The following is a 19,673-nucleotide window of genomic DNA, read 5'->3' on the forward strand; positions in this document are numbered from 1 at the left end:
GGGTGTCGCACCGCCGCACGCTCGTGAGACGCAGGCCAGCCTCGCGGTCTGACGTGCGCTCCCCTGGGGTCAACCCACAGGATGATCCGAGAACCCACCCACAGCCAGACGCGCCCGCACCGGCCCGGCACCTACGGTCGAAATATGACCACAACACCACCGCCCGCTACCCCGGGCACCCCCGTCAGCGACGCGAGTGCCGTGAGCGCCGTGAGTGCCCGCCACCTCACCAAGGTCTACGGCAGCGGAGATATCGCCGTGACCGCTCTGGACGACGTCTCCATCCAGTTCGAGTCCGGCCAGTTCACGGCCATCATGGGTCCCTCCGGCTCCGGGAAGTCCACCCTCATGCACCTCCTCGCAGGTCTGGACTCGGCCACCTCCGGGCAGGTACTGCTCGGGCGGACCGACTTGACCGCACTCGGAGACAACGAGCTCACAAAGCTGCGCCGTGAGCGCATCGGTTTCGTCTTCCAGTCCTTCAACCTGCTGCCCATGTTCACCGCCTACCAGAACATCACCCTGCCCTCCGAGCTGGCCGGGACGAGCCCGGACCAGAACTGGCTGGACACCCTGATCGACACCTTCGGCATGCGTGACAGGCTGACGCACAAGCCGCACCAGCTCTCCGGCGGGCAGCAGCAGCGGGTCGCGATCGCGCGAGCCTTGAGCACCCGGCCGGACGTCATCTTCGCCGACGAACCCACCGGCAACCTCGACTCCCGCTCGGGCGCGGAGGTGCTCTCGTTCCTGCGCCGCAGCGTCCGCGAACTCGGGCAGACGATCGTCATGGTCACCCACGACCCGACGGCCGCAGCCTACGCCGACCAGGTGGTGCTGCTCGCCGACGGGAAGATCGCCGGAACCATCGAGTCCCCCACACCCGAGTCGGTCATGTCAGGGCTGGACGCACTGCGCACGATCGATCAGACGGCGGTGGCCGGCTGATGCTCAGGCTCACCCTGCACCAGATGCGCGCCTCGGCCGGCCGGCTGGTCGCCGCGGGGATCGCGATCATGCTCGGGACGGCTTTCGTGGCGGCCAGCCTGCTCGCGACGGCAACGATTGAACGCACCACCTACAACTCGGTCAGTTCGTCCTATTCCGACGCCGATCTCGTGGTCGTCGCATCCGGCGGTCTCACCGACGACGAGCTCGCCTCGATCGCCGCGGTCGAGGACGTTGACGCCGTGCACACAATGGCACTGCTGGGAGCCGAGGCGAGCGGTCCCAGCCGCACCGAGTACGTCACCCTCGGCGGAGCAGCCCCCGACAGTTCCCTCGAATCGGCCGATCTGGCCGAGGGAGAACTTCCGACGGCGCCTGGTCAGGTGGCGCTGACCACCGCCGTGGCCGAACGCCTGCAGGTGGGTATCGGGGACGAGATCTCCTCCTCCGTGGAGCAGTGGGAGGCCGATCCGGACTCCCCCGACGGCGGAACGAGCCAGTCGCAGACCGCCACCTTGACCGTGGTCGGCTTGCTGAACGAGCCCGATGCGTTCCTGTTCAATCGTGCCTCGGCTCTCATCGAGCCCGATCAACTGAGCGAGCTGCTCGCCCTGGCCCGGGGCGGGGAGCCGGCGCACTACGAGCTGACCCTCGCCCTGGCCGCCGGTGCCGATCTGGAGGAGGTGCGAGACGCCGTCGGTGGCCTGGTCGACCCGAGCGCCCACGTGCGCACGGTCGAGGAGCAGGCGAAGATCACGACCGCCCAGCTCACCGGCAACGACCAGATCATGACCGTGCTGCTGCTCGGTTTCGCGACTGTCGCCCTCGCCGTGGCGGCCCTGGTGATCACGAACACCTTCCAGGTGCTCGTCGCCCAGCGCACTCGCACCCTGGCGCTGCTGCGATGTGTGGGGGCGGCGAAGGCGCAGGTGCGCCGCTCGGTGCTGCTGGAGGCCGCGATCCTCGGCACTCTCGCTTCGATCGCCGGGATTGCGCTCGGTAGCGGCCTGGTGGCCGCTGGGCTCGCAGTGCTCTCCACGCTCGAGCTGGACGTCCCCATCGACTCCGGGCTGACCCTCAGCCCGGCCGTGATCCTCGCACCGCTGATCACCGGCGTCCTCGTGACGACGGCCGCCGCGCTGGTCCCCGCCCGCATGGCCACCCGTGTGGCTCCACTCGCCGCACTGCACCCGATGGAAGGCCGGGACGCCCCCAGTGCCGGGCGGGCGCGGGCAGTGCTCAGCACTGCACTCCTCGTCGGCGGTTTCGGTCTGCTGGCCCTGGCCATGGTCGTGGTCCGCTCGTCGGGGTCGGACTCCGAGGACACCATCCTGCTGGCGCTGGGGGTCGGCCTGCTCGGCGGGATCGTCTCCCTCGTCGGCCTGCTCGTGGGGAGCGTATTCGTCGTGCCTCGCCTGATCCGGCTCGTCGGGCGGCTCGCCGGGCAGGGAGTCACCGGGAAGATCGCGATCGCGAACTCCGTGCGCAATCCGAAGCGGACCGCGTCGACCGCGAGCGCCCTGCTGATCGGGGTGGCCCTGGTGACGATGATGAGCACCGGTGCGATGTCCGCACGCGAGACCCTCACCAACGAGCTCGACTCGCGGTTCCCCGTGGACCTGAGCGTGGCCACGGGAGAGTCCCTCTCGGACGTGCAGATCAGCGCCGTCGAAGGAGTGGACGGGGTCACCGAATCGGTGCTGCTGAGCCAGAGGGATGTGGATGCTGCGAACGAGGACGGCACCAGCACGTGGCTGACCGTCGCGGCAGTCGAGGATGGCGAACTGCAGAACGTGCTGCGCGATCCTGCCGCGGCACAGCCGGAGCCCGGGATCGTCGTGGTACCGAGTGAGATGGCCAGCTGGCAGGGCATCGAGGATGGGGACCGACTCAGCTTGAGCGGGTCCGGTCCCGAGGCAGGATCGACCGAGGTGACGGTCACCGCCCGGGTGACGGGTCTGGACGGGATGGTCGCGCTACTGGACCCGGCGACCTTCGCCGAATTCGGCGAGGTGGCACCCGCCTCGATGCTGTGGGCACGACTTGCCGACGATGCGAACGAACGTGATGCCGTGCGCAGCGTGCAGTCCACCCTCACCGACCTTTCGGAGAGCGTGGAGGGGTTGCAGGCACCGGAGATCAGCGGTGCAGCGGTCGAGCGCGCCGCCTACGGGCAGGTCGTGGACACACTCCTCGCGGTGGTGGTCGGACTGCTCGGAGTGTCCGTCGTGATCGCCCTGGTGGGCGTGGCCAACACGCTGTCGCTGTCGGTGATCGAACGACGGCGGGAGTCGGCCATGCTGCGCGCCCTCGGTCTGACGAAGGCTCAGTTGCGGGGCATGCTGGCCCTGGAGGGAGTACTGATCGCCGGCGCCGGAGCGCTGATCGGTGCGATCGCCGGACTGCTGTACGGCTGGGCGGGCTCGACCGTGATGCTCAGCTCGGTGGCCGAGGTCCCGCTCATGGTCCCCTGGCGCGACCTGGCCCTGGTGGCCGCCGTGGCACTGGTAGCCGGCCTGCTCGCCTCGGCTCTGCCTGCCCGGTCGGCGGTGCGCACCTCCCCGGTGGCGGCACTCGGGGTGGAGTGAGGTCGGCCCGGTCGGCGCCGTGCCATACCCGGCGCGGCGCCGACCGGTTCACGTTGGACAGTGGATCGTGGCCTTCAGGCGCGGGCGGGCACGCTGTCGGTGATGGCGGCATCCGTGGTGGCTCGGGCACAGTGGCTGCAGCAGAACATCGTTGCGTTCACGGCCACACCGTGCCCGATGATCGTGGTGCCGCAGTGAGCGCAGCGCGGAGCCATCGCCTGAATCGCGCACTCGAAAGAGTCGAAGACACCCCGGGTGCCGTCAGCGGCAGTCACGGTGAAGGCCTGGTCGTAGTCATGACCACAGGTCGTGCATTCCATCATCGTCCCCATTCTGTCGATCGGGTACATGCGCCACGATACGACCACCGCTGAACGGATGCAGAGGGGCACCCGAGGTGGCGGGGTCTGGGATTGCCGCACACGGGAGGGCGGCCTATCGGGGCCACCGCATCCAGTCCTGGTGCGAGATCGGGCGGGTCTGGTTAGCGTGGACAGGGCACGCACTGACCAACCGCGCTCCAGCAGCGCCGATGGGAGTGGACAAGATGCACGACCCGAGAACTGCCTACCACTCCGGGGAGTTCCCCGGGCAACGACAGGACTCACCGGGCAGTCACGAGGCGATGAATCCCGTACCCGACAGTGGTGCCGAGACGTACGTCGGGCACGGGCGTCTTGCCGGCCGCCGCACCCTGATCACCGGGGCCGACTCGGGGATCGGACGAGCTGTGGCGATCGCGTTCGCCCGCGAGGGCAGCACCCTGGCCATCAACTACCTCCCCGAGGAGTCCGACGACGCAGCCCGGACGGTCCACCTGATCGGCTCAGCCGGCCCGCCAGTCGTGCAACTGCCCGCCGATCTCCGTGACGAGAGCGCCAACACCGAAGTGGTGGCCCAGTCGCTCGATGCCCTCGGCGGGCTGGATGTCCTGGTGCTCAACGCCGGATATCAGCACGACGTCGACGACATCACCGCTCTGGAGACCTCCGAGATGCGCCGGGTGGTCGAGACGAACTTCATGGCACCGCTGATCACGATCCGCGCGGCGGCCGAGCATCTGAGCCCGGGCTCGTGCATCATCATCACGACATCGATCCAGGCGTCCGACCCCAGCCCTGGCCTGGTTGACTACGCGATGACCAAGGCGGCCCAAGTCGCCCTGGTGAAGGCTCTGGCCCAGTCGCTCGGTGAACGCGGGATCCGCGTGAACGGGGTGGCCCCTGGGCCGATCTGGACGCCGCTGATCCCCAGCACGGGCTGGTCGGAGGACCACGTGGCCTCCTTTGGCCAGGACACCCCGCTGGGCCGCGCCGGGCAGCCGGCCGAACTCGCCGGCGCCTACGTCTACCTGGCCTCCGACGACGCCTCCTACACCAGCGGCTGCATTCTCGCCGTCACCGGCGGCAAGTCGCTGTAGCACGAGAGCAGCAGCACCACGAGGAAAGGAGTGACATGCCCGAACGCGATGTACCTTCATCGATCAAGAATCCCGAGATGTACGAGGAGCTCCGGGAGGACGGTGCCTCCAAGGAGAAGGCTGCACGGATCTCCAACGCCGCTGCCCAGGAGGGCGAGTCGGAGGTCGGGCGCCGCGGTGGCGAGGCCACCGACTACCAGGACCGCACCGTTCCCGAACTTCAGGACCGCGCCAAGGAGCTCGGGCTATCAGGCTACTCGGACATGACGAAGGACGAACTGATCGACCTGCTTCGCGACCACTGAGCCCGAATCGCGCGAGGTCGATGGTGCGTCATCCACAACCCGGTGCGCTCCTCGCGGCCGATGCCCTGGACTGCGCGGATCGTGTGATGTGTGCCCGCTCTTGAACGCCATCATCTCGCCGTCGTCTCCGGCCCTGGTCTGGGCTGGGTAGTGCCGCTGGGCGCCGAACAGGTCATCGTGGGGCGGGCGGGGCATGTGGACCTGTCCGTACCGGACCCACTGCTCTCGCGAGAGCACCTGGGCGCGCGGGATCGAGGAGGTCGGGTCCGCGTGCGTGACCTCGGTTCAGCCAACGGCACGATCCTGCGGCCCGCGCGCCGGTCCTCGCCCGGGTCAGCCGGGTCGCCCGGGTCGGCCGGGTCAGCACGGTTGGCGCGCAGGCGGCGCCTGGGTCCCCGGTGGCAGTCCACCCCGGTCGGGAGCCTGGTGATCGCTGGGGCCACCGTGCTGCAAGTCCGGGCCCATCCCGCGCTGCGCGACCTGCCCGAGCCTGAGCAGCCTGTCTCCGACGGTCTGCTGGGCCGGTTGCTGCTGCCCGTGCTGATCTCGCTGACCATGATCCCGCTACTGCTGTCCGGTGGAGGTGGTGGCTGGCGCATCCTGCTCATGCTCGCGATGCCGCTGGCCATCGTGGCGGCCGCGCTCTGGCCGGTACTACGCGAGCGGGCACGCCGCCAGCTGCGGCGGCCCGGTCCAGACCCCGTCCCGGCACCTCGGGTGGCGTTCGCCGATCCCGCCGAGGCGCTCGCCTGGCCCGGCGCGGCCCCCGGGCCTGCCGAGCCGGGCTGGGAGCTCGGGAACGCCGACGAACGCGCACCACGCCCCACCCGACCGGGCCGGGCGCTCTCGCCCCGGCGCCTCCGCCTCGCCGAGGCACTGCGGCACTGTCAACCGCCGGGAGTCGGTCAGGGCCTCGCCCTCGTGGGCGAACCGGCAGCGGTGCTCGGCCTCGGACGATGGGTGGTGGCGCGTACCGCTGCCACGCGCGCTTGCGCCGTCCTTGCACCCGAGGGCTGGGGCTGGGCGGCCCCTCTCGCCGAGCGCACTCCCGACGGCGACCCCTCGCTGCGGGTGCACGACCTCACCTGTACCGGGCTCTCACCGACGTACGACCCTGACGCCGCTCACCTGGTGCTGGCGGCACGGCTGACCGACGTGCCACCGTGGTGCACCACCGTGATCGCGGTCCGACCAGCTCACGACCGGCTGGTGAGCGAGCAGTGGGCGGATGAGTTCGCGGCGGCGCTCGCCGCGCACCTGCCGGACTCCGGGCAGCTGCCCGCGCAGGTCCATCTGGGCACGATCCTCGGCCCGGCGGAGCACACGCACCTGCTGGACAACTGGTCCCGGAGCCTGCCGGGCCTGCCCGGGATCATCGGGATCGGGCAGCAGGGTCCCGTCGAGCTCGACCTCGCCCAGGACGGACCGCACGCACTGGTGGCGGGTACCACCGGTTCTGGCAAGTCCGAGCTGCTGGTGGCGTGGATCCTTGCGATCGCGCACGCGCGCTCACCCCAGGATGTCTCGTTCGTCCTCATCGACTACAAGGGTGGCGCCACCTTCGGCCCACTCCGGACGCTGCGCCACGTCGTCGGTCTCGTCACCGACCTGGATGCGGCCGCGACCGCACGGGCGCTGGCGAGCTTGCGAGCGGAGCTGCGCCACCGTGAGCGACGACTCGCCGCGGTCGGCGCGAACAACCTGACCGACTACCAGCGGCTCCGACCCGACGGATCCGAGGCGATCGGCCGGCTGGTGGTGGTCGTGGACGAGTTCCGGGCGATGGCCGATGCCCACCCTGACCAGCTCGATGCGCTGGTCCGCCTGGCCGCTCAGGGGCGTTCGCTCGGGATCCACCTCGTCCTGGCCACGCAGCGACCGGGGGGCGCGATCACCGCGGACATGCGCGCCAACCTCACCGCTCGGCTGTGCTTGCGGGTGCTCGAGGAGTCTGACGCCCAGGATGCGATCGGAGAGTCGACGCCTGCGCGACTCCCCCGGATCCCCGGGCGCGCGGTGCTGCGCACGGAGGGTAGGCAGGTGCTCCAGGCCGCGTGGTGCGGACCGGCGGAGACGGGCTGGTTGACCGAGCGGGTCGCGCAGCTGAACGCGGCCGCCGAGGCGCTCGACCGGCGGCAACCCTGGCGTCAGGGGCGCCGATCGCCATGGGCGCCGCCGTTGCCGGAGCGCTGCACGTCCGCCGAGCTCGCCGGCCACGCCGGATCGGCACCAGCGGGCGCCCGGTTCCCGTTGCCGATCGCCCGGACAGACGTGCCTGAGGAGCAGCGCTTGGGGACCTGGTACTGGCCCGGTGGCACCCTGCTGATGTCCGGGCCGGCAGGGACCGGACGCACCACCGCACTGCAGACCGTGGTCGAGACATCGCTTCGCGCGGCCACCGCCACACACGTGATCGCTGAGGGAGCGGACAACTGGGACGGCGCATCGGCGCCGGCGGCCGGGACCTGGTGCGACCCGGTGGATGTGCGCCGCGTGCGCCGGATGCTGGTCGGGCTCGGCCGCGGCGAAGGGCCGGCGTTGCTGGCGATCGACGACATCGACACCGTCCTGGCGGCCCTGGAGGAGACCGGAGCTCCCGGGGAAGGTGCAGAACTGCTCGGCAACCTTCTGCGGCGCAGCCGCCGCATCGGGCTGGACCTGCTGCTCACCGCACCGGCGCCAGCCCATCGTTGGGCGGGTGCGGTGGACCGTCACCTCGTGCTGTGCCCGCGCGACCAGGCCGACGCTGTGATGGCAGGGGTGCCGCGAGAGCTTGTCGGCACCGGGTGGCCACCGGGCCGCGGAGTGCTGGTCGAGCGGGGTGGAGCAGTGACGATGCAGGTCGCAGTGGCAGAACTCGACGACGGAGCCTGGGGCCACCCGCCCAGCCCACCCTGGCGGATCCGTCCGCTGCCCGACACAGTGCCCCTCCCCTCCGGCCCGGATCAGGGTGAGTGTGACGCTGCGGACCACGGCCTGATTCTCGGACGAGGCGGCGACGACGCCGGACTCCTGCGTCTCCACCCACATCCGGGGCAGACCTGGCTGGTGGCCGGGCCACCCGGCTCCGGCCGCACCACCACCGTGCTCACTCTCATCACACAGCTACGAGCGCTGGGCTGGCGGATTGATGGGGAGCCACGGACGGTGTGGCAACCCCAGGCCACGACGACAGCCACGGACGGGGTGGGGGCCGCCGTCGTGATCGACGATGCCGACCGGCTCACCAGCGGCCGGATACCGGACGGGGCCGATGATCCACAGACCCTGCTGATCGCGACAACACGGCCCGACGGTGCACTCACCGCGACGCATCCACTGGGCGCTCGGCTGCGGGAGGCGGACGTGACGATCGCCCTCGCCGGGGTGCCACTCGGGCACCTGCCACCGGCGTTGCTGCGGCCACACCAGGAGCCGGAAGGCCCGCCGGGGCGCGCGGTGCTGCTGCATCGCGGACGCGCGACACCGCTCCAGGTCGCCACGGTGGCGGGCGCCGACCCAGGAGAATCAGAGGACGGCGTCGGGATTGCCCGAGCCGGAGGTGGCAGCCAGTGAGGTCGGCAGCAGCAAGCACACGGTCACCGCGATCGCAGACGCGATCCCGGGAATGGTCAACCACCAGGGCAACTGCGCGAACGAGGAGACGAGCACCGCGACCTGGAGCAGCTGCCAGGTGACGACCGGGCCGCGCCCCCAGCGGCGTCCCTGGTGCAACGCACGCACCGCCGCTGCGAGGAGCAGCGCGAAAAGCACCAGCACCACCAGCACGCCAACGTTGACTGCGAGCATCGCGCCACCGGCGAGGGCCGAGGAGACGACCCCGGTCACACCAACGAGGATCAGCACGGCAGCTTCGAGAACGGCGAGCAGCAGGGCGACCCGCAGCGGGACAGTGTGAGGCTCAGAGGTCGTGTCGGGCACCTGATCAGCGTACGTGCTGTGACAGATCTCTCAGCGCTACCAACACGAAACTGTGACGTAACCCCTTGTGCACATTTGGGGGCTCGTGTGAGAGTTAATGCAGTGAAAGAGCGCGTACGGCGCGGACCTCCCCACCCCTGCACGGAGTGAATCCGGTTCTAGCGCGCCCGCACGCCTGGCGAAGGAGTATACGCATGGATTGGCGTCACGAAGCCGCGTGTCTGACCGAGGACCCGGAACTGTTCTTCCCCATCGGCAACACTGGCCCTGCTCTGCAGCAGATCGACGAGGCGAAGGCCGTGTGCCGTCGTTGCACCGTCGTGGACACGTGCCTGAAGTGGGCCATCGAGTCCGGCCAGGATGCTGGTGTCTGGGGCGGGATGTCCGAGGACGAGCGCCGCGCGCTCAAGCGCCGCACCGCCCGCGCTCGCCGCGCCAGCTGACGCGACAACCCCACGATCGAGGCTCTGACGGCCGGTCACCCGAACGGGTGGCCGGCCGTCGGCATGTTCGACCCCGCTGACGGTCAGTTCTCCCTCGTCTCCCCCAGCCTCGCCTTGAGAATCACTGCGGTCCCCCCGGTCGGTACCGGCTCCCAGGTGATGGTGCCGTCGAGCTCGGTCGCCACCAGGGTGCGCACGATCTGTGTGCCGAGACCGTTCATCGCAATCTCGGACTCCATCCCCCGGCCATCGTCGGCCACCCGTACCTCGAGGTGGTGACCGGACCGGTCAGCGTCGATCGTGACCGTCCCCCCGATGCCGGCGAGTCCGTGCTCGACGGCGTTGGTCACCAGCTCCGTGAGCACCACGGCGAGCGCCGTCGCATCGGTGGCGGGCACCCGTCCGAAGGTGCCGTTGCGGACAGTCTTGACGTGCGTCTCCCCTGAGGCGACGTCGGCGGCCAAGCGCAGGGTGCGGCCGAACACCTCGTCGAAGTCGACGATCTCGTCGATGGTCTGCGAGAGCGCCTCGTGCACGGTGGCGATCGTGGCCACGCGGCGCATCGCCTCCTCCAGCGCCGACCGAGCATCGGTGGAATCGGTGCGTCTGGCCTGCAGCCGCAGCAGCGCCGCCACCGTCTGCAGGTTGTTCTTGACCCGGTGATGGATCTCCCGGATGGTGGCGTCCTTGGTGAGCAGCTCGCGTTCGCGGCGACGCAACTCGGAGACGTCGCGCACCAGCAGCACCGCGCCGACTCGCTGCCCGTACTCGGTGACCGGCAGCGCCCGCAGGGACAGGCTCACCCCGCGTGCCTCCATCTCGGTGCGCCAGGCGGCGCGCCCCATCACCACCAGGGGCAACGACTCGTCCACTGGCGAGTTGACCTCCACCAGGGGCGTGACGACCTCCGCGAGGGTACGGCCGACGATCTCGTCAGTGACCCCCAACCGGTGGAAGGCACTCAGCGCGTTCGGGCTGCCGTAGAGCACCTCTCCCTCGCTGTTGAGCCGGACCAGACCGTCGCCCACCCGCGGAGCGCCACGCCGTGGACCGGTCGCCGCGTTCGCGAGCGGGAACTCGCCCCGGGCGATCATGCCGCAGAGCTCGTCCGCGGACTCGACGTAGTTGAGTTCGAGCCGGCTCGGAGTACGGCTCGCCCCCAGGTACGTCTCCCGCGCGATCACGGCCAAGGTGCGTCCGGCGCGCACCACCGGGATAGTCTCCTCCCGGATCGCGAATGTGCCGTTCCAGCGCGCCTCCCGGGCCCGGTTCACGGCCTGCGCACCGCGCGCGTGCCGTAACGTCTCCCGCAATCCCGCTGGAGCGCGCTGGCCCACGACATCGTCGTGGTGCACCGTGGCGCCGGTGGAGGGTCGAGCGTGCGCGACCGCGACGAAGTCGTCCTCGGTGGTCGGCAGCCACAGCACCAGGTCGGCAAACGCGAGGTCGGAGATCACCTGCCAGTCGCCGACAAGAAGATGGAGCCACTCGGCGTCCTGTGTTGCCAGGTCGCTGTGCTGGTCGATCAGATCACCCATCGTGGACACGGGTTCCACCTTACGGCCGCCACGCGATCAGCCAGCACACTGGCTCGACCGCAGGGCAGATCAGCGCCGAAGCGCCTTGCGCGCGAGGGTGTTACCCAGCCACTGCACGGCGTGGACGATCACGATGATCACGAGCACCACCATCGCCGTGACGCCCCAGTCGAACTGGCGGTACCCGTGCACGATGGCGAAGTCACCGAGGCCACCGGCGCCCACGTAGCCGGCGACCGCGGAAGCGTCCAGGACGGCGACGAACAGGAACGTGAAGCCGAGGATGAGCGGTGCCAGTGCCTCCGGGATCAGCACCGTTGCGATGATCCGCACCGGACCCGCGCCCATGGCACGCGCGGCTTCCACCACACCCGGATCGATCCCCAGCAGGTTCTGCTCCACCAGCCGCGCGAACACGAAGGTGGCCATGAACGCTAGCGCGAACGTGAACGGTTCGATCCCGATGGTGCTTCCGGTGACCAGCCTGTTCAATGGTCCGATCGCCATCAGGAAAATGATGAACGGGATGGGCCGCACGATGTTCACGGCCACGTTCAGCACCCCGAAGGCGATCCGGTTCGCCAACAGGTTCCCGGGTCGGAACAGATACAGACCCAGACCGATCGCCAGCCCGCACAGGCCTCCCACGGCCATCGCAATGAGCACGATGAACGCCGTTTCACCGGCTGCGGCGATCAGCAGCGGTGTGAGTCGCTCCCAATCCATCAGCGACTACCCTCCTCGATCGGTGCCATCGACGGGTCCTCGTGCGGATCAGACGCAGTCCCCAGGTCCACCACATCGGAGAAGGCGCGCAACGCCGTCACCCCCTGCTGGATGCGGACCGGCTCCCCGATGAGTTCCAGCGTGAGCGAGCCGTACGGGCGCCGGGCGACCTCGGTGATCCCTCCGTAGACGACGGTGGAGTCGACTCCGGCATCTCGCAGCACCTCGTTCAGCCGGGAGGTGGAATGGCCGGCATCGTCCACGCCGACCGTCACCAGCCGCCCAGGATGACGAACGCGCAGCCGCTCCAGCACGTCCGCCGTCGGGCGATCCTTGAGCGCCGATGCCACGAACCGGCGACTCACCGGGTGCTGCGGGGCCGAGAACACCCGGTAGGTGTCGTCCAGCTCCACCACCCGGCCGTGCTCCATCACGGCGACGCGATCACACAGTGAGCGCACCACGTCCATCTCGTGCGTGATCACCACCACGGTGATCCCGAACTCGCTATTCACCCGCCGCAGCAGGGCGAGCACGTCGGCAGTGGTCTCCGGGTCGAGTGCCGAGGTGCACTCGTCGGCCAGCAGGATGCGCGGATTGGTGGCCAGCGCGCGAGCGATACCCACCCGCTGCTTCTGCCCTCCGGAGAGCTTGGCCGGGTAGGCCCCGGCCTTGTCGGTGATCCCGACGAAGTCGAGCAGTTCGGCCACCCGCGCGTCCCGCTTGGCTCTGGGCCAGCCGGCCACCTCCAGCGGGTAGGCCACATTCGCCGCGACGGTACGCGAGCCGAGCAGGTTGAACTGCTGGAAGATCATCCCGATCCCGGCGCGCACCTCCCGCAACCGCGACTCCCGGAGCGCGGTGACATCCACCCCGTCGACCACGACCGACCCGGAGGTGGCGGGTTCGAGGGCGTTGATCAGCCGCACCAGCGTGCTCTTGCCCGCACCGGAGTAGCCGATCACACCGAAGATCTCCCCCGGCTGGATGTCCAGACTCACCCCGTCGACGGCGCGGATCTCGCCATGGCGTGCGGAGAAGACCTTGTGCGCCTCCCTCAGGGAGATGATCGGTTCACTCATGCGTCTCCTCGACGACCGTTCCCCGAGCGAGCCTTCGCTCGCCCGGGGAAGCAGTGTGCCAGAGCTGACGACCGGGCGCTCCGGCCGTCAACTGACTACGTGGCCTGGGTCACTCGGCGAAGTCGGACTCGATCTGCGCCAGGATCTCCTGCAGTTCATCCGCGGGGTTGTTCACGAAGACCGCGCTCCCACCAGAGGACTCGAACGCCGCCTCTTCCACCTCGGGTGAGTGGTACAGCTCGACGAGCTGGGCGAAGGTCTCGTTGTCGGCTTCCTCCGCGTCGGCGACCCAGATGTTGATGTACGGAGCCGCAGCGTCCGAGGCGGGGTCGTCGGAGAAGATCGCGTCCTCGGCCACCAGGCCCGCATCGGCCACGAAGTCGTTGTTGATGATCGAGGCGGCCACATCCTGCAGGGCGAGCGCCGTCTGGGCGGCGTCCACGGGCGTCACACTCACCCGGGACTCCTCGGCGATCACGTCGGCCGGGGTGGAGAACGCACTACCACCACCCTCGAGGGTGAGGAGACCCGCCTCCTGCAGCACCAGCAGGGCGCGGGCCTGGTTGGTCTCGTCGTTCGGGATGGCGATCTCGCCACCTTCGGGGATCTCCTCCACGCTCGCGTAGTCCAGCGAGAACAGGCTCAGCGGGTACACCGCGGTGGCGCCGATCGGGGTGAGGTCGCTGTCGGTGTTGACGTTGTACTTGGCCAGGAACTGCAGGTGCTGGAACTGGTTCAGGTCCAGGTCGCCGTCGCTCAGTCCCTGGTTCGGCAGCTGGTAGTCGGAGAAATTCACCATCCGCACCGTGATGCCCTCGTCGGCTGCGGCCGACTCGAACACCTCCCACTGCGGTTCGGAGGAGTTCACCACGCCGATACGAATGGGGTCGTCCTCGGAACCGGAAGCTGCGCCGTCGGCGGCACCTCCGCACGAGGCGAGGGTGAGCGCGGCGGTCGTGGCGAGGGCGGCGACGCCGACATGGCGACGGGACAGGCTGGACATGGGTGGTCCTTTCGATGAGGAGAGGGGGCACAGGTGTGCCGGGTGTGTCGGCAGGGACGTCGGCACGGCCGACGGCGCAGGTGGTCCCACACGCGAACAGATCAGTCGCGCATTCGCTCCGGGGCGGGTGGGATCGCGGTCATGCCGCCATCATGAACGACCGCGGCCAGAGCCCACCAATCCATTCCGGTCGCGTCCAGCATCCGGACATTATCGTGGGTGCGGTGTGGTGCCGACCGGACGTGCCGCTGCTGCGGGCCACAGAACGCCGCCAGCGGTAGCGTCCTGTCATGGCCCGCACGTCCCGTTCCTCCCCTGCACCGGCTGCCGGTCTCACCGCCGATCAGGTGCTGCGTTTCCGCATGGCCCGCCACGGCCTGACAGCCGCTCCTGGCACGGTCACCGACCCCGGCGATGCACCCATCCTCAACCTCGGTGTGCAGGACACCGGGCCTGACGGCGCAGCCTGGGCACTGCGGGTACGCGGCCTCCGCGCTCGGCTCACCGACGATCCGCGCGGCCCGTTCGCGCTGGCGTGGACACTGCGCGGCGCCCCGCACGCCTACCGCAGAGACGAGCTCGGGCAGGTGCGGCGCACCGTCTCCCCGTTCTCCGAGGCAGATGCGGGCAAGCGCATCTTCGACGCCGCCGCACCGCTGCGCCGGGCCGGGATTGCCGTGCTCGATGCCCTCGACCGGGTCGCCGGCGAGATGCGTGACATTGCCACCGGTCCGATCGTCAAGGGAGAGATGTCGGCCGAGCTCACCCGGCGGCTCCCGGAGCCGTATCTGCGCGAGTGCCGCCCGTGCCAGGCGATTCATACCTACGAGCAACCGTTCCGCCTTGCGGCTCTGTTCGCCGGCCTGGAGCTGGTGCCCGGTACCTCACCGCCGGTGCTCCGCCCGATCGCGGACTGGCCCAGCAGCGACGTGCCCGGACCCATGCGGGAACCCGACGGCGCCAGTTCCGCCTCCATACACCTGCAGCCCATCCGGGTATACCTCTCGCTCTTCGGTACCGGGACGATGCAGGAGGTCGCTGCCTATCTGGACGCCCCGGTCGCAGACGTGCGCGCCAACTGGCCCGACGACGCCGTGCCTGTCACGGTCGATGAGGCGGCCACATTCGCTCTTGCCGGGAATCTGGCAGCGCTCACGGGCGGCGAGGAGAGCGGAGTCGTGCGCATCATCGGCCCCTACGATCCGTTCCTGCAGGCGAGGGACCGTCACCTCCTGGCTGCCTCGGCGACCGAACGGAAGGCATTGTTTCCCGTGCTGGGGCGACCGGGCGCCGTCGTGCGGGACGGACGGGTCCTTGCCCTGTGGCGGCCCACGACGGCGAAGGGGCACCTTCGCCTACGCCTGACGGAATGGGTACCGCTCACCCGGGCAGACCGGGACGTCGCGGCCGAGCAGGCGACCGCGCTGGCCGACTTCCGGGGCGTGACCTTCGACGGTTTCGCCTGACCTCAGATCGCGCGGCCCAGGCTGCGCCGCAGCAGCAGCGACCCCAGCAGCAGTGCGCCGACCGCAAAAGCAGCGAGCACGCCTAGGTGCGGGAGGATCTCCGCCACCCCGGCATCGTGGCGCTGCACCTCGGCGAACGCCCGGTACCCCCACCCGTGCGGGGTGAAGGAACTGACGGTTCGCAGCGCATCGGGGAAGAGCTCCTGTGGGAACATGCACCCGCCGAGGGCAGCGAGCACCAGGGATAGCCCGACGCCGAGGCCGGTCGCGGCACCCTCGTTGTCCAGCAGCGAACCGATCACCATGGCGAACCCGGCCGCCACAGCGGCGAACACAGCGAGCACCAGCAACGCGACCGGCAGGTTGCCCCAGGTGACGCCGAACAGCAGCGAGGTCCCGGCCATCACGTACGCCCCTTGGAAGACTGCGATCGTCCATCGGCCCAGTGCCTGGCCGGCCACGACGCTCCCCGTGCCGACCGGTGCGGCGAGGGTGCGTGCGATCACCCCATTGCGGCGCGCGTCGATCAGCGTGCCGGACCCGGCCAGTGCCGCCATGAACACGAACAGCAGCACCTGCGAGGCGGCCCCGACGTCGAAGCCGGTCACCCCGGCGAACGCCTGACTGATCTCGTTCACGTCAACCACGTCGACCTGCAGCGGTGGCACCTCCTCCTCGGCGGCCGCGAGTGCCTGACTCGCAACATCCGGCGCTGCGCCGGCGCCGGTCAGGGCAGCCAGTTGCGCGCGGGTGGTGGCCAGTTCGCTCAGCGCGGTCTGCACTCGCTGCGCCGCAGTCTGCGCGCCGTTGGTGGAGGCCTGGATCACCTCCACCCGCACCGGTTCCCCGGCCTCGTAGGCGGCTGCGTCCTCGGCGGTGAGCACGATGGCCACATCGGCCCGGCCCCGGGCGAGGGTCTCGGCGGCAGCATCGGCCGTCGAGGCGTCCACGGTCACGTCGGCCGCGGTGAGCGTGGCCCGCAGATCCTCCCCAAAACTCGACTGTGCCTCGGTGAGCAGTACCCGGCCATTGCTCGCGCCACCGCCGAACTGGGCACCGATCACCACCACGAGCAGCAGCGGGAAGATGAAGGTGAAGAAGATGTTGGACCGGTCCCGCAGGAACCGGCGCAGCTCGACTCCGGCGATCGCGCCTACGGCCCTCATCGGGTCTCCCCCCGGTCCGGGATCGCCCGGGAGACCAGCAGGCATATCGCGGCGAACGCGAGCAAGGTGAGCACGGGCGCCGTCAGGTCGCTGAGCCCGCCGCCTCCGGCGGTGATACCCAGCCCGCGGGTGAATGCGGCGATCGGGTTCACATCGAGCACCGCCCCGAGTGCGCCGCTCGCGGCGATCGGGAAGAACGCCCCGCCGGACATGCCCAGGACCAGGGCGAGGATGGTCTGCACGATGTTCGCCTGTTCCGCGGTGCGTGCCAGGCGCACCACGATGAAGGTCAGCGAGGTCGCGGCAGCCACCGCGCACAGCACCAGCACACCCACGGCGCCCACATTGCCGAAGGCGACCCCGAACATCAGTGACCCGGCGGTCAGCAGCACCGCGGTGGCCAGCACCCCGAGCACGAACGCACCGAGTGCCTTGGCCAGGACGATCGAACCGGGCCGGATGGGCATCGATCGCAGCCGCGCGAGGGTCCCGCTCTCTCGCTCGGCGACCATGGAGAGCACCCCGAATCCGACGGTGAACATCAGGAACAGGCCCGCCTGGCCGGCGATCAGCGCTCCGCCGGCAGTGAGCTGCTGGTCGGAGGCCTCTCCCTCCTCGGCGGTGATCGCACCGGCGGCATCCACCTCCTCCTGTGCGAGCTGAGCCGCGACGTCGGGGGCGAGTCCCGCCTCGATCGCCGCGGCGGCGGAGACGCTGCGCGAGCGCATCTCGCTGAGCAGCCCATCGGTGACAGCGATCAGGATGTTCGCGGACAGGCCGGCGCCGTCACCGATCACCATCTGCACGGAGTGCTCGGTGCCCGAGCGTAAGTCCTCGGTCAGGCCGGGCGGGATGATCAGACCGAGATCCGCATCCCCGGCATCCACCGAGGCTCGAGGATCTTCGCTGTCGGCCACAGTCACCTGGAAGACGCTCAGGCCGGCCAGGCTGGAGACCACCACATCGGCGAGCTCGTCATCGGCGTCGATCGAGGCGGCCATCGTCACCGGTTCCAGCTCCACGTCGTCGGCGCTGGTGGGGATCACCAGGTTGAGCACGGTCATGAGCGCCAGCGGGACGGCGATGGAGAAGATCAGCACCGACTTGTCACGCAACCGCTGCTGCAGGTCCTTGGTGACGATCGTCCACACGGCACCCATGTCAGTCCCGCAGTGCTTTGCCGGTCAGGTGCAGGAAGACCTGCTCGAGGTCCGGGCGGGTGATCTCGACGTCGGCGAGTTCAAGGTGGGTACTGGCCGCGGTCACGATGGCCGCGAGCGCAGCGGGTGCGTCGGCCGCGGTCACCAGCACCTCACTGTCGGTCACGTCGGCGCGTTCCACCCCACGCACCTGAGCCACGGCGGAGGAGGCGGCGCGCAGATCACCGGTACCGCTCAGGCGCACCTGGTCGGAGGAGCCGAGGAGCCGGATGAGCTCGCTGCGGGTACCCGCAGCCTGGATCCGTCCGGTGTCGATGATGGCGATCCGGTCACAGAGCCGTTCGGCCTCTTCCATGTAGTGCGTCGTGTACAGCACCGCCATACCTTCACCGGCGAGGGCTTCAACGGATTCCAGGATGGCGTTGCGCGACTGCGGGTCCACCCCCACCGTGGGTTCGTCCAGGATGAGCAGGCTGGGCCGGTGCAGCAGTCCGACGGCAATGTTCAGCCGCCGTTTCATGCCGCCGGAGTATTCCTTCACCGGGTCCTTGGCCCGGTCGGCGAGCCCCACCACCTCCAGCACCTCGTCCACGCGATGCTTCAGGTCTGCCCCACGCAGGCCTTGCAAACGGGCGAAGTAACGCAGGTTCTCCCGGCCCTTGAGGTCCGGGTAGAGCGCCAGGTCCTGCGGGACCAGGCCGATGTGGCGCTTCACCGCGACCGCGGAAGGGTGCATCCGCTCTCCCGCGACCTCGATCGTGCCGCGGTCCGGGGCGAGGAGCCCGGCGATCATCGTGATGGTGGTGGTCTTACCGGCCCCGTTCGGTCCGAGCAGCCCGAAGGTCTCACCGGGGCGGATGCTCAGCGAGACCCCGTCAACGGCCTTCAGGTCACCGAAGCGGCGTTCGACGTCGGTGACGACAAGCACGTCCTGCTCGCTCGGAGTTGGCGCGGCCGGACTCGACGTCGCGGTTCCTGGTTCGTCGCTCACCCGATCAGCCACCATCGATTCCCCGTTCGGTCATCCGCTCGGACTCATCCTGGCACACGTAACCCTCCCCAGAATCCCCTTCCGGTGGACGAACCCCACCGCGCCGAGGAGCCAACCTGTGTGGGTCACAGGCGTCCGGCCGCACTGCGAGCCTGTCCGGGCGCAACCCCTAGGATGCCTGTGTGCCGCATGCCGCGCTGACCGACCTGCACGAGCTTCTGGCGCGGGTGCACGAAGGGCGCTTCGTCCCGCTCGCAGGACCGCATGCCGACGACGCCCGGCTCGCCGCCACGTTCCGTCGTGCCGCCGTCCTGGCCCTGTTCACCCCGGGCCAGACCGAAGGCGACACACAGCCACCGGCCGTGGATCTGTTCCTCGTCCAACGCTCCCCGGCGCTGCGCCAGCATCCCGGTCAGATCGCACTCCCTGGCGGCCGGATCGAGGCCTCCGACGACGGACCGACCGGTGCCGCCCTCCGGGAGACCGAGGAGGAGACCGGGATCGCCCGGCACCATGTGGAGTTGCTCGGCGCACTCCCCCAGGTGCTCGTTCCCGTCAGCTCCTTCGCGGTCACCCCCGTGCTGGGATGGGCCGACGCGGTACCCCCGACGGCGCCGAGCACGGACGGCGAGGTGTTGCACACGCTGCGAGTTCCGGTGGCACGGCTGCTCTCCCCGACGGCGCGGGCGAACGTCCTGCTCGCGGGTCACCGTTCCGCCGGGTTCCGGGTGCCGAGCGGCTGGGTGTGGGGATTCACCGGCAACCTGCTCGACCATCTGTTCACCGAACTCGGGTGGACCCGCCCGTGGGACCGGGCAGCAGAGCACCTCATGACGTGGGACGAGGCTCGCGGCGCCAAGCTACGCGAGTGATCCCTTCCCGGCCACGACCGGCACGCCTCGACGGATGCCTGCGC

17 protein-coding genes are annotated in these 19,673 nt (G+C 69.8%); 8 read left to right on the top strand and 9 right to left on the bottom strand.

Annotation, left to right across the window (positions count from 1 at the left end):
* Nucleotides 1-144: 144 nt before the first annotated feature.
* Together FV560_RS17140 and FV560_RS17145 are read left to right on the top strand one after the other, a co-directional pair.
* The gene (locus FV560_RS17140) at nucleotides 145-948 is read left to right on the top strand and encodes an ABC transporter ATP-binding protein (RefSeq protein WP_159622793.1); all 804 of its coding nucleotides are present in this window, start codon (nucleotides 145-147) and stop codon (nucleotides 946-948) included.
* Nucleotides 948-3,536 carry an ABC transporter permease gene (locus FV560_RS17145; RefSeq protein ID WP_235020193.1) on the top strand — a complete coding sequence of 863 codons (2,589 nt, stop codon included), beginning with the start codon at nucleotides 948-950 and terminating at the stop codon, nucleotides 3,534-3,536. Before FV560_RS17140 ends, FV560_RS17145 begins: the two co-directional genes overlap by 1 nt.
* A 74-nt stretch (nucleotides 3,537-3,610) precedes the next feature.
* Here FV560_RS17145 and FV560_RS17150 read toward each other — a convergent pair whose 3' ends face one another.
* Nucleotides 3,611-3,859 carry a hypothetical protein gene (locus FV560_RS17150; RefSeq protein ID WP_159622794.1) on the bottom strand — a complete coding sequence of 83 codons (249 nt, stop codon included), beginning with the start codon at nucleotides 3,857-3,859 and terminating at the stop codon, nucleotides 3,611-3,613.
* Between the two features lie 224 nt (nucleotides 3,860-4,083).
* Here FV560_RS17150 and FV560_RS17155 point away from each other — a divergent pair, with 224 nt between their 5' ends.
* From FV560_RS17155 to FV560_RS17165, 3 genes are all read left to right on the top strand, one after another.
* Complete coding sequence (locus tag FV560_RS17155) at nucleotides 4,084-4,956, top strand: SDR family oxidoreductase (RefSeq protein ID WP_159622795.1); 873 nt, start codon at nucleotides 4,084-4,086, stop codon at nucleotides 4,954-4,956.
* A 35-nt stretch (nucleotides 4,957-4,991) separates the two neighbouring features.
* The gene (locus FV560_RS17160; RefSeq protein ID WP_159622796.1) at nucleotides 4,992-5,261 is read left to right on the top strand and encodes a DUF7218 family protein; all 270 of its coding nucleotides are present in this window, start codon (nucleotides 4,992-4,994) and stop codon (nucleotides 5,259-5,261) included.
* 90 nt (nucleotides 5,262-5,351) lie between these two features.
* Nucleotides 5,352-8,816 (top strand): FtsK/SpoIIIE domain-containing protein, encoded by a 3,465-nt coding sequence (locus FV560_RS17165; RefSeq protein WP_159622797.1) that lies wholly within the window; start codon nucleotides 5,352-5,354, stop codon nucleotides 8,814-8,816.
* On the opposite strand, the gene FV560_RS17170 is transcribed toward FV560_RS17165, so the two are convergent.
* Complete coding sequence (locus FV560_RS17170) at nucleotides 8,769-9,182, bottom strand: hypothetical protein (protein WP_159622798.1); 414 nt, start codon at nucleotides 9,180-9,182, stop codon at nucleotides 8,769-8,771. The genes FV560_RS17165 and FV560_RS17170 overlap by 48 nt on opposite strands.
* Before the next feature lie 194 nt (nucleotides 9,183-9,376).
* Between FV560_RS17170 and FV560_RS17175 the strand changes: the two genes are divergently transcribed.
* The gene (locus tag FV560_RS17175) at nucleotides 9,377-9,625 is read left to right on the top strand and encodes a WhiB family transcriptional regulator (protein WP_159622799.1); all 249 of its coding nucleotides are present in this window, start codon (nucleotides 9,377-9,379) and stop codon (nucleotides 9,623-9,625) included.
* 83 nt (nucleotides 9,626-9,708) lie between these two features.
* On the opposite strand, the gene FV560_RS17180 is transcribed toward FV560_RS17175, so the two are convergent.
* The 4 genes from FV560_RS17180 to FV560_RS17195 form a co-directional block, all read right to left on the bottom strand.
* A complete protein-coding gene (locus FV560_RS17180; protein ID WP_159622853.1) occupies nucleotides 9,709-11,163 on the bottom strand; it encodes a sensor histidine kinase in 1,455 nt (484 codons plus the stop codon).
* Nucleotides 11,164-11,232: 69 nt separating this feature from the next.
* Complete coding sequence (locus FV560_RS17185; protein ID WP_159622800.1) at nucleotides 11,233-11,889, bottom strand: methionine ABC transporter permease; 657 nt, start codon at nucleotides 11,887-11,889, stop codon at nucleotides 11,233-11,235.
* The gene (locus tag FV560_RS17190) at nucleotides 11,889-12,971 is read right to left on the bottom strand and encodes a methionine ABC transporter ATP-binding protein (RefSeq protein WP_159622801.1); all 1,083 of its coding nucleotides are present in this window, start codon (nucleotides 12,969-12,971) and stop codon (nucleotides 11,889-11,891) included. Before FV560_RS17190 ends, FV560_RS17185 begins: the two co-directional genes overlap by 1 nt.
* A gap of 109 nt (nucleotides 12,972-13,080) precedes the next feature.
* Nucleotides 13,081-13,974, bottom strand: coding sequence for a MetQ/NlpA family ABC transporter substrate-binding protein (locus FV560_RS17195; protein ID WP_159622802.1), 894 nt, complete (start codon nucleotides 13,972-13,974; stop codon nucleotides 13,081-13,083).
* Between the two features lie 290 nt (nucleotides 13,975-14,264).
* Between FV560_RS17195 and FV560_RS17200 the strand changes: the two genes are divergently transcribed.
* A complete protein-coding gene (locus FV560_RS17200; protein WP_159622803.1) occupies nucleotides 14,265-15,440 on the top strand; it encodes a DNA glycosylase AlkZ-like family protein in 1,176 nt (391 codons plus the stop codon).
* 2 nt (nucleotides 15,441-15,442) lie between these two features.
* Here the strand turns inward: FV560_RS17200 and FV560_RS17205 are convergent, their stop codons facing one another.
* From FV560_RS17205 to FV560_RS17215, 3 genes are read right to left on the bottom strand one after another with little or no spacing between them, the layout of a single operon-like run.
* Entirely contained in the window at nucleotides 15,443-16,606 is a 1,164-nt protein-coding gene (locus FV560_RS17205; protein ID WP_159622804.1) for an ABC transporter permease, read from the bottom strand.
* Nucleotides 16,603-17,766, bottom strand: a complete 1,164-nt coding sequence (locus FV560_RS17210; protein ID WP_159622805.1) for an ABC transporter permease — start codon at nucleotides 17,764-17,766, stop codon at nucleotides 16,603-16,605. Before FV560_RS17210 ends, FV560_RS17205 begins: the two co-directional genes overlap by 4 nt.
* A gap of 1 nt (nucleotide 17,767) precedes the next feature.
* Nucleotides 17,768-18,757: an ABC transporter ATP-binding protein gene (locus FV560_RS17215; protein ID WP_235020194.1), complete on the bottom strand. Its 990-nt coding sequence runs from the start codon at nucleotides 18,755-18,757 to the stop codon at nucleotides 17,768-17,770.
* Nucleotides 18,758-18,939: 182 nt separating this feature from the next.
* Between FV560_RS17215 and FV560_RS17220 the strand changes: the two genes are divergently transcribed.
* Entirely contained in the window at nucleotides 18,940-19,629 is a 690-nt protein-coding gene (locus tag FV560_RS17220) for an NUDIX hydrolase (RefSeq protein WP_159622807.1), read from the top strand.
* Nucleotides 19,630-19,673 lie beyond the last annotated feature (44 nt).

Source organism: Ruania rhizosphaerae, from assembly GCF_009805705.1.
Lineage (GTDB): Bacteria > Actinomycetota > Actinomycetes > Actinomycetales > Beutenbergiaceae > Ruania > Ruania rhizosphaerae.